Consider the following 12,031-nt stretch of genomic DNA (forward strand, 5'->3'; position numbering starts at 1 on the left):
CCAGGCTCCGGCCGGGCTCCTTGACTGGAGTGTTGACCTCCAGGTCAACACCGACAGCGCGGCATGCACCAATATCGCGAGCCGACCTGGAGGTCGGCTCTCCGGCCAGGGCTCCGGCCAGGCCAGGCCGGGCTCCGGCCGGGTGTGTCGGGATCGGGATCGGTATCGGTCGCCATCGGTTCGATTTCGATTTCGATAGCGATTTCGATGGGGACAACTCGTTGGGCTGAGGCGCTGCCTCACTAGCCCCTAGCCCCTAGCCCCCAGCCCCTGACTACTCCCTAGCTCCTGATTCCCCCCGCGTTCCGTCCCAAGCCCATACTTCTGGATGCGGTAGCGCAGGGTCTCGCGGGTGGTGCCGAGCGCCCGCGCCGCGGCGGTGACATTGTGGCCGCTGCGCGCCAGGGCGGTCTTGATGATGTAGCTGTCCATCTCGTCCAGCGCCATGCTGCCGTCGAGCGGGATCACGACCCGATCGCCCTCGACGCAGGGCCCGGACTCCGGCCGCGGACCCGCCACTTGGCCCAGGCCCTGGCCGAGCTGCATCCACTCGATGGGAAACACCTCGTCGTGGGCCAGCAGCACCGCGCGCTCGATGACGTTGCGCAGCTCGCGCACGTTGCCGGGCCAGGGATAGGCGCGCATCTGCTTGTACACGGCGTCCGGCACGATGCGCACGCTGCGCCCGGAGCGGGCGTTGTATTCCTCGATCAGCGCGGGCACCAACAGCGGCAGGTCGTCCAGGCGCTCGCGCAACGGCGGCAGGTCGAGCCGGAACACGCTCAAGCGGTGGTAGAGGTCGCTGCGGAAGCTGCCCTCGCGCACCCGCGCCTCCAGGTTACGGTTGCTGGCGGCGATGATCTGCACGTCCACGTCGATGGACTTCTCGCCGCCCAGGCGCCGCAGGCTGCGATCCTCCAAGACGGTGAGCAGTTTGGTCTGGAGGTCAATGTCCATCTCCGCGATCTCGTCCAAGAACAGCGTGCCCTCGTGCGCCTGCTCCAGGTAGCCGCGGTGGCGGCCCTTGGCGCCGGTGAAGGCGCCGGCCTCGTGGCCGAACAGCTCGGATTCCAGCAGATCCCGCGGCAGCGCGGCGCAGTTCACCTCGATCATCGGCCCGTCCGCGCGGGGCCCGCCGTGGTGCAGGATGCGCGCCACCAGGCCCTTGCCGGTGCCGGTCTCGCCGCCGATGATGATGGCGCTGAAGGGCACCTCCGCGAGCCGCGCAATCATGCGGCGCGTCTCCTCCGTCGTCGCGCTGGCGCCGATGTAGGACTCCGGCGAGTACAACCGGCGGCCGTCGCGGCTCTGGCTCTCCAGCCGGCGCTGCGCCTGGGCGCTGCGGCGCGCGCCCGCAACGATGATCTCGAGCCGCGCGAGCGGACAGGGCTTTTCCAGGAAGTCGTAGGCGCCGAGCCGCAGCGCCCGCACCGAGTCCGGCACGCCGCCGTAGCCGGTGAGCAGGATCCACTCCCCCGGCACCTTCTGCTTGCGGGCCTCCTCCAGCAGGTCGAGCGCGTTGCCGTCCGGCAGGCTCATGTCGGCGAGGACCACGAGCGGCTCGATCTGGCGGCCGAGCACCGTGCTGCGCGCCTCCCTGAGGCTGCCGGCGCTGTCCACGTCCCAGCCCTTGCTGGCGAAGTGGCGCGCAAGCTCCTTCGCGAGTGATGGCTCGTCCTCGATGATCAGCAGAGTGTCGGACATCGCGGTTCGGTCTGTGGTCGGCGAACGGTGGTCGGCGGACGATGGTCGGCAAGCTATGGTCGGCAAGCTATGGTCGGCAAAAGCGTGTTTGGCGCTGCATCCTGATCGCAAATCAGGCGAGTCGGAACCTGTTATTGGGCCGAGGCGATGGCCCGGCCCCGGCATCCGGCACGGCCCGTGCGGCGCGCACCGAGGCCGACATCAGGACTCGCCGCGCACGCGCCGCACCATGTCGGGCTCGGGCCCGGCGGCGACGCGCACGGCCCGCGCCTGCTCCACGTCGAACAGGTCGACCAGCCCCACGAGGGCCGCCCCCGCATCCACCACCGGCAGCACCGCGAGCTTGAGCGCGTGCATCTGCTCGCACACGGAATCCAGGCTGTCCTGCGGATGGCAGGCCGGCGCGTCCGCGCGCATGACGCCGCGCACGGTGCAACGCTCCGCATCCAGCCCGGCGCCCAGCGTGCGCGCAACGAGATCGAGCGCCGACAGCGTACCCACGAGCCGCCCCTGCGCCACCACCGGCAACAGTGGCGCGCGCTCCGCCGCCATCAACCGAGCGGCGCGCGTCAGGGTCGCCTCCGGTGTCGTGACCGGCGGGCTGCGACGGATGACCTGAATCAGGTTCAAGCTGACCTCCTTATTGTGGGCCGGCCCCGAGGGCGCCGGCGGATAGCGAATCCCTGGCTTCGAGCAACTCCCGCGCCGTGCGCGAGGCGCCGCCCCGCGCATTTGGTGCAAAGCCCGGGGACTGCAAAGCCCCGGGGCTGCAACGCCCCGGGACTGCAAAGCCCAGGGACTGCAAAGCCGGGGCCAGCGGCATTGGGCCTGCGGGCCGCAACGTTGTCGCCTGATCCACCGCCAAGCCGGCAGCGGCGGTGGATTTCAACTGCACGCGGGTGGTTTTGCACCACACCGGCATCCCGTCCCGCCACCGATAGGGGTGCGCGGCCCCGGCACGCAGGTTGCGGCGAGAGCTTAGAGGCGGCTCGACGACCTGCGCCATGTAACAAGCACCACTGCGCGACGGGCGTTGCCGCAGCGCCGACATCCGTGGGCGGCATTGCCGCCGCCACCGACTAGGCTGAAATCAATCGGAGACCAAACCCATGAGCAAGACCCACGCACTGCCGTCACTGCCCTACCCCGAGGACGCGCTGGCACCGCATATCTCCGCCGACACCCTGCGGCTGCATCACGGCAAGCACCACGCGACCTACGTCGAGAAGCTGAACGGCCTGATCGAGGGCAGCGACTTCGCCGACAAGAGCCTGACGGACATCATCGTGGACGCCGACGGCGGCATCTTCAACAACGGCGCCCAGGCCTGGAACCACGCCTTCTACTGGCACTGCATGCGCCCGCACGGCGGCGGCGACCCGAGCGGCGAGGCCCTGGGTGACCTGGCCGAGCGCATCAGCCGGGACTTCGGCAGCGTCGAGGCCCTGCGCGAGCAATTCTCCGAGGCGCTGACCACGCTGTTCGGCTCCGGCTGGGTCTGGCTCGCGCTCGACGCCACCGGCAAGCTCACCATCGACAGCCGCAGCAACGCCGGCAACCCGATCCGCGAGGGAATGCTGCCGATCCTGACCTGCGACATGTGGGAGCACGCGTACTACATGGATTACCAGAACCGCAAGAAGGAGTACGTGGACGCCTTCTGGCACGTCGTGAACTGGGACTTCGCGGCCGAGAACCTGACCCGGGAGCGGCCGTTCGAGGTGTAGCGGTGGCAGGGCCACCGAAGCCCCTGGCGACCATCCGTGTCGTCGTCGCAATGGACATCGCATTGCGCACGACGACAACGACAACGACCTTAGGAGGTCACCATGCTGTTGCAAGACCACGCATCCGGCAAGCTCGTGGAGGTGCTCGCGCTGGCCGATCTGTTCAGCCCGCACCATGAGAGCATCGTCGCCCGCATGCACTACGGCGAAGAGCCGCAGGACCCCGCCCACTTCGATAAGGCGGCGCTGCGCTTCCCATCCGGGGAGGCGCTGCCCCGCTGCTGGACGGACCCGCACTACCGCGATGACGAGGTGCAGGCCGCGCAGCACCACGGCGTCAGTTGAGGTCAGAGCACGGGCCCGAGCATCCCGATGGCGTTATTCCAGAGCCGCCGCCGCCGGCTCCAGGCGGCGACGGCCTCCGCGGTGACGGGCTCCGACGCATCGATCCAGCTCTGCTGGCGCGTGCGCAGCACCCGCGTGAGATCCGGATCGTAGACGAGGATATTGTTCTCGTAGTTCAGCTCGAAGCTGCGCCGGTCCATGTTGGCCGAGCCGATCAGCGCCACCTCACCGTCGAGCGTCAGCGATTTCGCATGCAGCAGGCCGTCCGGGTACTCGCGGATGCGCACACCCGCGGCGAGCAGTGCCGCGTAATAGCTGTGGCTTGCGGCGGCGACGACCCAGCTATCGTTGCGCTTCGGGAACACCACCGTCGTCGCCACGCCGCGCCGCGCGCACGCGCACAACGCCGCTTGCATGGACTCGTCCGGCACGTAATAGGGCGTCGTGATGACCAGCTCCCACCGGGCGCTGTAGAGCAGCGCCTCGAACAGCTCCGGCATCGCCGACCAGCGTAGCGTCGGCCCCGTGCCGACGGCCTGTGCGCCGAGCCCCGGCGGGGCGGCGGGCAGCGGGCGGCAAAGCAGCGCTGCGATGTCGTCTTCAACATGCGGCATCCAGTCGCTCGCGAACAGATGCTGGTTCTGCCGCGCGATGGGGCCCTCGAAGCGCACCATCAGGTCCACCCAGGGCGCGTATTTGGCCTTGATGCGGAACTCCGGGTCCGTACAGTTCTGGCTGCCGCAATAGGTGATCCAATCGTCGATGACGACGATCTTGCGGTGGTTGCGCAGGTCGATGCGCCCGGTCAGCGCCCGCAGCAGCGGGTTGCCCACCGGCAGCGCCCGCGCCAGTCGCACGCCGGCGTCTGCCATGCGCCGCCAATGCTCGGAGCGCAGCAGCAGCCGGGAGCCCAGATCATCCGCCATGGCCCGGCACAGCACGCCGCGCTCGGCCGCGCGCATCAGCGCCTGGACCACGCGCACGCCGTTGCGGTCAGGCAGCCAGATGTAGAACAGCACGTGCACGTGTTCGCGGGCCGCGTCGATGTCCGCCACCAGCGCGTCGATGGCAGCGTTGGAGTCCGCCATCAGCACCGCGCGATTGCCGCCCACCGGCGGAAAGCCGCTGATGGACTCCCCGAGACGGAACAGGTGCCGATGGCGCTCCGGGATGGTCGGCTGCGGCAGCGCCGCGGCGCCCGTGAGCCGCGCCAGCGGCGGCATGGCCGCGAGCGCCCCCTTGAGCCGCGCCGCGCGACGCGCACCGATGTTCACCTCGCCAAACAGCAGATACGCGAGCATACCGAGCAGCGGCACCGCGAGAATCAGCGCGACCCACGCGGCCCGCGACGCGGGCTCCCGATGCGGGCGCAGCAGCGCGCGCGCCATCAGCACCGCCTGCAGGCCCAAGTGCAGGGCCAACATGAGCCCGGCGATCAGTAGGGAGTGTGTCGTGTCCACATTCGGCAGTTGGGCAGTCTCGGGCTTACGAACCGTGCAAAAACAACTAATCCACCCTCATCGGCAGCCCCGCTCCACCAGCCGTCCCTCGAAATCGAGATCGCGGAAAACTACCCCTAACGGCATTCCGCTCAAGCGTCGTCGAAGTGCGGAACCGTCGATAGCGATAGCGAGCGCCCAATCTGGGTTCCGCTGCGGGTGCGGCATCGAGATGATGCCGAAACCCGTTGCGATGCGGCAAGAAAAGGCTCGCGCAGAAGGACGATAAGAAAAAGCTCGCGCCGAGACGCCGAGGCGCAAAGGAACAAGCAGGGCCTCGATCATCGTGCCGGCCACGTCGCATGCCACACGCAAGCGATCCGCACAGCGGACATTACAGCGCTGGGATCGCCGGCTTTCCAGCCGGCTCGCCGCCGACGCGGTTCGTTGCCGCGTCGGCGGCGTCCGAGCCGATCAGAGAGCGCATGCGCAATCGCCCGGCCCGCCGCGTTGATCGAGCCCCGCCGGCATGCAAACATCCCAGGTGCCGGCACACCGGTTGCTTGATGCCCGGCACCAACGCCGACTTCGCAGCAACCGCTCCGGGAGAACGCCATGACCACAACCCTGTACATTCGCGCACGCGAGCCTGAGAACGGCCGCCGCCTCATCGACGAATTGTTGTCCGAAGGTTTCTCTGCCGACCGTCTCCACGTCTATGGCAACAACCTGCCGCAGGGCCTGCGGGTGGAAGCGACGCGCTGGCGCAGCACGCCGACGGCCGTGCTGCCGGGCGCCGTGATCGGCGCCGTGGCGCTGCCGATCCTCTGGCTCTTGCTGTTTCAGACCCCGAGCCAGACCATGGCGCTGCTGCTCGCCATCGTCGGCGGTCTCGCGGGTGGTGCCTGGTCGCTGCGACGCGAGCGGCATGTGCAGACGCCGCTCAGCGCCCAGCGCCAGGCCTTGACCCGCGGCGAGTTGCTCATCGCCGCCAAGGTGGACGACGAGCGCGTCGGCGAGGTGGAGCGCCAGATCTCCGAGCGCCACCCGGAGATGCTGATGCTCGGCCCCGACCCCGCCGGCTCGCCGCCCTTCCCGTAAGCCCCACGACGCGGCGCGGCGAGAAAAGCTCGCGGAGATCAGCAAAGGCGCGAGCGAGCGAAGAGGAGACTCGCGCAGCGCCCCAGAGCCCCAGAGGCGCAAAGGGAAAAGAGAGGGAGCGATTTCCAGCCCTCCCAAAGCCCCAAGCCTTTACTAGATTGCTTGACGGCGCCAAATGCTTGCAGAGGAGTCAAGTTTCGAACGGGGCGACCTCGGAGACCGTGGTTTCGTCGTCATCGTAATCGTGGTCGTAGTTGAACGTTGGCCTTGTTGACGGGCGTTGACTGGAGTGTTGACCTCCAGGTCAACACGGCCACAGAGCGGGATGCACTGGTGTCGCGACTGCCGAGCCGACCTGGAGGTCGGCTCTCCGGCCCCGCCCGGCCCGGCTCCCGCTCCGGCCCGGCTACGGGAGGGCAGGTGCTGCGCTGACGAGTCTCGGCCGTTCCCGCGCCTCACTGCTCCGCGCGCAGAGGTCGGGATCGGTTGAGCACTCGGTTCGATTTCGAATTCGATAGCGATTTCGATGAGCACGACTCGTCGGTCTGAGGCGAAGCCTCGCTAGTCTTGTTGTTCCGGCCGCCACGGACCGGTCCGCACCGCGGGCCCTTTAAGAACCCGCGGCGCTGTAGGGTCCCCTGTGCGGACCGCTTGCGCGTGGCATCGCGGCGTGCGTCGAGCCCGCCAGCTTCCATCATCCGCTCCAGAACCGCCCCTTTACCCAGACGGAGTGCAGACAGTGTACCTGGCATGGTCCGCAACCACATGACGCGCGAGCCCCCGGCGCACTGCCCGGTGTGCGGCGCGCCGGACCCCGCACCGCTGCTGTCCGTCGCGGGACGCGATTACTGGGCCTGCGCCGCGTGCGAGGCGCGCTTTCTGGACCCGCGCCAGCACCCGTCGCGGGCGGATGAGCACGCGCATTATCTCCACCTCCAGAACGACGCGGCGGAGCCAGGCTACCGGCGCTTTCTCGCCCGGCTCGCCGAACCGCTGCTGGCGCGGCTACCCGCCGGTGCCCGCGGACTCGACTTCGGCTGCGGTCCCGGGCCGGCACTCGCGGCGATGCTGCGCGAGGCGGGGCATCCCATGGCGCTGTATGACCCCGTCTTTCATCCGGAGCCGACGGCGCTTGCGGAGTGCTACGACTTCATCACCTGCACCGAGACCGCCGAGCACTTTCATCGCCCCGCCGAGGAGTTGGAGCGCCTTGACGGGCTGCTTGCGCCCGGCGGCTGGCTCGGCATCATGACCTGCTTTCAGACCGATGATGCACGTTTTAGCGACTGGCACTACCGGCGCGATCCGACCCATGTCGTCTTCTACCGAGCCGCGACCTGGCGGTATCTCGCCGCTGCCCGCGGCTGGTCGTGCGAGATCCCGGTGAAGGATGTCGCGCTGCTGCGCAAGCCGTTGCACGCCTGACCGTCGCTGCGATGAGCAGATCAACGTAACAGTGGGGTCTGACTCCGTGCGGAGCGCAGCAGGCCGCAAGTCTTGCTTCCGACCATCAGGGTACGCAACGGCGCAGCCCTGTCAGCCTGCCGTCGGCTCCGCCGCAGGCCGACGTCAGTCCCCCGCCCGTCCCGGCGCGGGCTTGCGCGCCGCCGCATCCAGCTCACGCAAGCGCGCCAGCTTCTCCGCGATCTTGATCTCCAGCCCCCGCGGCACCGGCCGGTAGTAGCGCCGCTCCGCCAGCCCCTCCGGAAAGTAGCGCTCGCCGGCGGCATAGGCATCCGGCTCGTCGTGGGCGTAGCGGTAGGCGGCGCCGAAGCCCAGGTTCTTCATCAGCTTGGTGGGCGCATTGCGCAGGTGCACCGGCACCTCCAGCGAGCCGTGGCCCTTGGCGTCCGCCAGCGCCGCGTTCCAGGCCATGTACACGGCATTGCTCTTCGGCGCACAGGCGAGATAAACCACGGCCTGGGCCAGCGCCAGCTCGCCCTCGGGGCTGCCCAGGCGCTGCACCGCGTCCCAGGCATTCATGGCCAGCTCCAGCGCCCGCGGGTCCGCGTTGCCGATGTCCTCGCTCGCCATCCGCACGACGCGCCGGGCGAGATAGAGCGGGTCGCAGCCGCCGTCGATCATACGCGCCAGCCAGTACAGCGCCGCGTCCGGCGCCGAGCCGCGGACCGACTTATGCAGCGCCGAGATCTGGTCGTAGAAGGCCTCGCCGCCCTTGTCGAAGCGCGGCACGCCGCCCTCGACCACCAGCCGGGCCGTATCCGCGTCTATCTCCCCGCCACCGGGCACCGCCGCGCAGTCCGCCGCTTGCTCCAGCAGGTTCAGCGCCCGGCGGGCATCGCCGTCCGCCGCCGCGGCGAGCAGCGCCCGGGCGTCCGGCGCAATGCGCAAGCCCTGCCCGCCGAGCCCGCGCTCGGCGTCGGCGAGCGCCCGGTCGATGAGCCCGCCGAGGTCGTCCGCCTCCAGCGCCTTCAGCACATAGACCCGCGCGCGGGACAGGAGCGCGTTGTTGAGCTCGAACGACGGGTTCTCCGTGGTGGCGCCGATGAACACCACGGTGCCGTCCTCCACATGCGGCAACAGCGCATCCTGCTGCGACTTGTTGAAGCGATGCACCTCGTCGATGAACAGGATGCTCCCCTGCCCCTGCACCTCCCGCGCCATCCGCGCCTCCGCCACCGCGGCGCGAATGTCCTTGACCCCGGCCAGCACCGCCGAGAGCCTCAGCAACCGCCAGCCGGACGCCCCCGCCAAAAGCCGCGCGAGCGTCGTCTTGCCACTACCAGGCGGACCCCAGAAGATCATCGAGTGCGGATGCTCCGTGCTCAACGCCCGCTGCAGCGCCCGCCCCGGCGCGAGCAGATGCCGCTGCCCGACAACATCCTCCAGCCGCCGCGGGCGCATGCGCTCCGCCAGCGGCGGCAACGGCGCGGTGTCGATCTTCGCAGCGGCGTCGGTATCAGCGATGGACATGGGCGGCGACAGGCTGGCACAAAGCAATCGTCGCGATGCTACGCCCGACTCCGGCGCCAGCCAACGCCGAGCCCGGCATCGCCGCGCTTGACACGCCAAGCCGCCGGCGGCATATTGCACGGCTTCACGGCGCCAGTAGCTCAGTTGGATAGAGTACCTGGCTACGAACCAGGTGGTCGGAGGTTCGAATCCTTCCTGGCGCGCCATACAGATGAACGGCTTAGCTCGGTTTCGGGCTAGGCCGTTTTTCGTTGCATCGCACCAGCGTCCCGCGCCGCCCACACACCTCGCTCTGCCGGGTCCGGCTTTCCGCCTGGGGCCGCGGCGCCGCCTCGGCATCCCCCGTCGCGGCTCTGACGCCACCGCACACGCCGGCGCCGCACAAACCGCCCAGACGGCTCCGCCGAGTCGCAACGACCCTTGCTTGCAAGTCATTCGTTCGACGACGCACACGGCAACCGACGGCAAACGCCTGCTGGCCCCCGAGGCATTGCACCGACCAACCGGATGGTCCACCGTCTGCGGAGGCTGACCGATGACTGACCTTGCCGAACTGAAAGCGCGCCTGCTGGAAGACCCGCAGACTCGCGCACACTACGACGCCCAGGCGCCGGAATTCGCCCTCGCCCGCGAGCTAATCGCCGCGCGCACCCGCGCCGGACTGAGCCAGACCAAGGTTCCCGCGACTAGCTCCCACGCTCCACAGCGTGGGAGCACAGGCTGACGCTCCAGCGTCTCGACCGCCCTGCGCCGGAGACGCCACCGTGGGACACGCGGCGATCACGCGCCAGCCACACACTCCCACGCTCGCTGGAGCGTAGCAGCGAGCCACAACCAAACCGCGTCTTCCTCCCCTTCTTGACCCTGGTTACCAAGCTCCAGCTTGGTAACCGCAGCCCGAGAAGCTCCAGCTTCGCGTGTGTCGTCTGCGCAACATGGCGCCATCTAATGGACATTATCCGGAGGCCGCCCCCCCAAGGGGAAGCTTTGCGCCAGGATCGAGTCTTAATCCCCTTTTGAGCGGGTCATTGGTTCGGCGGCCTTCACTCGGGATTCATTAGGCTTCGGCGTGTCTTAATCCCCTTTTGAGCGGGTCATTGGTTCGGCGGTCTATTCGACGTCATCAACGACGCGTCAACGTTGTCTTAATCCCCTTTTGAGCGGGTCATTGGTTCGGCGCCCGCTACAACGAAGCCCGCTCGCAGTGGCTCGCGTCTTAATCCCCTTTTGAGCGGGTCATTGGTTCGGCGCGCGAGGATCTTCTGCGCGACCTGCGCACCGCGGTCTTAATCCCCTTTTGAGCGGGTCATTGGTTCGGCGCGACCTTGGGCTCGACCCGCGGCGCAAGGCGGTCTTAATCCCCTTTTGAGCGGGTCATTGGTTCGGCGGGCATGTACGCCACTAACAAGGCGTACACGTACCAGTCTTAATCCCCTTTTGAGCGGGTCATTGGTTCGGCGCGTTCCTGCCCCAAGCGATAGGGGTTGCGGCCGTCTTAATCCCCTTTTGAGCGGGTCATTGGTTCGGCGACTCTCTCGATGCGTCTTGACCCCAGGACGCATCGTCATAATCCCCTTTTGAGCGGGTCATTGGTTCGGCGCTCACGCCCCCAGGGACACCCTCACGCCCCAGGGAGTCTTAATCCCCTTTTGAGCGGGTCATTGGTTCGGCGTTCGGCTTTCGGCTTCAGCTCCGCGCATTCTGTGCGTCTTAATCCCCTTTTGAGCGGGTCATTGGTTCGGCGGACGACCTCGACAACGCCCGCGCGCTCCGGCTCCGTCTTAATCCCCTTTTGAGCGGGTCATTGGTTCGGCGCTCGAAGGCTGGGCACAGGCCGCCGCCGAGGAGGTCTTAATCCCCTTTTGAGCGGGTCATTGGTTCGGCGTGATGCCGCAGCTCCAAAAGCGCGACCTGCTTACCGTCTTAATCCCCTTTTGAGCGGGTCATTGGTTCGGCGCGGCGGGCGCCACAGAAGTATGGACGGAAGAGGAGTCTTAATCCCCTTTTGAGCGGGTCATTGGTTCGGCGGCTGCAGCTCCGCGCGTTCTGTGCATACGGCACTGTCTTAATCCCCTTTTGAGCGGGTCATTGGTTCGGCGGCCAGGGCGTATTGCTGCTGGTAGGCGACAGCGGTCTTAATCCCCTTTTGAGCGGGTCATTGGTTCGGCGATGATGCCGGTATGGACGCGCGCACGCTTCTGTCGTCTTAATCCCCTTTTGAGCGGGTCATTGGTTCGGCGCGAAGCTGGCGTCGTACCGCAAGCGTGGCGGGTGTCTTAATCCCCTTTTGAGCGGGTCATTGGTTCGGCGTCAACACTGCGCGCGTGGGGTGTCGATAACGGCGTCTTAATCCCCTTTTGAGCGGGTCATTGGTTCGGCGCGCGTGCAGCTCAACGGCACGGCCCTGACCATGCGGTCTTAATCCCCTTTTGAGCGGGTCATTGGTTCGGCGGGCGCTGCAGAACAAAGCATTCCCGGACGAGCCGTCTTAATCCCCTTTTGAGCGGGTCATTGGTTCGGCGGAAAACAATGTACACCAAGCACTTTTCCGGTGTCTTAATCCCCTTTTGAGCGGGTCATTGGTTCGGCGCGATCGTCGGCGTTGAGATCAGCAGGGTCTTCCGGTCTTAATCCCCTTTTGAGCGGGTCATTGGTTCGGCGGCGGAAAGCTGGTCCAAGACTGCGGACAAGCTAGTCTTAATCCCCTTTTGAGCGGGTCATTGGTTCGGCGCAAGGTGGGAGAGACGACACGCCTTGCGGAGCGCGTCTTAATCCCCTTTT

The 12,031-nt window shown here is 67.5% G+C and carries 10 protein-coding genes, 1 tRNA gene and 1 CRISPR repeat array; of the genes, 6 read left to right on the top strand and 5 right to left on the bottom strand.

Translation table 11 applies throughout. The annotated features are described in order from the left end of the window. Positions 1 to 249 precede the first annotated feature (249 nt). Entirely contained in the window at positions 250 to 1,704 is a 1,455-nt protein-coding gene (locus tag ML01_RS25840) for a sigma-54 dependent transcriptional regulator (RefSeq protein ID WP_058558258.1), read from the bottom strand. A 201-nt stretch (positions 1,705 to 1,905) separates the two neighbouring features. After that, positions 1,906 to 2,334, bottom strand: a complete 429-nt coding sequence (locus ML01_RS25845; protein WP_058558259.1) for a CBS domain-containing protein — start codon at positions 2,332 to 2,334, stop codon at positions 1,906 to 1,908. A 479-nt stretch (positions 2,335 to 2,813) separates the two neighbouring features. Between ML01_RS25845 and ML01_RS25850 the strand changes: the two genes are divergently transcribed. Together ML01_RS25850 and ML01_RS25855 are read left to right on the top strand one after the other, a co-directional pair. Then, entirely contained in the window at positions 2,814 to 3,431 is a 618-nt protein-coding gene (locus tag ML01_RS25850) for a superoxide dismutase (protein WP_058558260.1), read from the top strand. 102 nt (positions 3,432 to 3,533) lie between these two features. Then, a complete protein-coding gene (locus ML01_RS25855; protein ID WP_058558261.1) occupies positions 3,534 to 3,776 on the top strand; it encodes a hypothetical protein in 243 nt (80 codons plus the stop codon). 2 nt (positions 3,777 to 3,778) lie between these two features. Here the strand turns inward: ML01_RS25855 and cls are convergent, their stop codons facing one another. After that, positions 3,779 to 5,236: a cardiolipin synthase gene (gene cls / locus ML01_RS25860; protein ID WP_371258252.1), complete on the bottom strand. Its 1,458-nt coding sequence runs from the start codon at positions 5,234 to 5,236 to the stop codon at positions 3,779 to 3,781. A 57-nt stretch (positions 5,237 to 5,293) separates the two neighbouring features. Continuing rightward, on the bottom strand, positions 5,294 to 5,560 hold the full coding sequence (locus ML01_RS29440; protein ID WP_156428017.1) for a hypothetical protein: 267 nt from the start codon (positions 5,558 to 5,560) through the stop codon (positions 5,294 to 5,296). 270 nt (positions 5,561 to 5,830) lie between these two features. On the opposite strand from ML01_RS29440, the gene ML01_RS25865 reads away from it, so the two are divergent. Both ML01_RS25865 and ML01_RS25870 read left to right on the top strand, forming a co-directional pair. Continuing rightward, positions 5,831 to 6,316 (top strand): hypothetical protein, encoded by a 486-nt coding sequence (locus ML01_RS25865; RefSeq protein WP_058558263.1) that lies wholly within the window; start codon positions 5,831 to 5,833, stop codon positions 6,314 to 6,316. A 765-nt stretch (positions 6,317 to 7,081) separates the two neighbouring features. After that, positions 7,082 to 7,741: a class I SAM-dependent methyltransferase gene (locus tag ML01_RS25870; RefSeq protein ID WP_216819280.1), complete on the top strand. Its 660-nt coding sequence runs from the start codon at positions 7,082 to 7,084 to the stop codon at positions 7,739 to 7,741. Between the two features lie 144 nt (positions 7,742 to 7,885). On the opposite strand, the gene ML01_RS25875 is transcribed toward ML01_RS25870, so the two are convergent. Beyond that, positions 7,886 to 9,250 carry a replication-associated recombination protein A gene (locus tag ML01_RS25875; RefSeq protein ID WP_058558265.1) on the bottom strand — a complete coding sequence of 455 codons (1,365 nt, stop codon included), beginning with the start codon at positions 9,248 to 9,250 and terminating at the stop codon, positions 7,886 to 7,888. A gap of 129 nt (positions 9,251 to 9,379) precedes the next feature. Between ML01_RS25875 and ML01_RS25880 the strand changes: the two genes are divergently transcribed. Then, a tRNA-Arg gene (locus ML01_RS25880) sits at positions 9,380 to 9,456 on the top strand. A gap of 329 nt (positions 9,457 to 9,785) precedes the next feature. Next, a complete protein-coding gene (locus tag ML01_RS25885) occupies positions 9,786 to 9,974 on the top strand; it encodes a hypothetical protein (RefSeq protein ID WP_216819281.1) in 189 nt (62 codons plus the stop codon). 278 nt (positions 9,975 to 10,252) lie between these two features. Beyond that, a CRISPR array of direct repeats spans positions 10,253 to 11,981; the repeat unit is 37 nt; unit sequence GTCTTAATCCCCTTTTGAGCGGGTCATTGGTTCGGCG. The last annotated feature ends 50 nt before the right edge of the window (positions 11,982 to 12,031 follow it).

The organism is Thiohalocapsa sp. ML1, from assembly GCF_001469165.1.
Taxonomy (GTDB): domain Bacteria; phylum Pseudomonadota; class Gammaproteobacteria; order Chromatiales; family Chromatiaceae; genus Thiohalocapsa.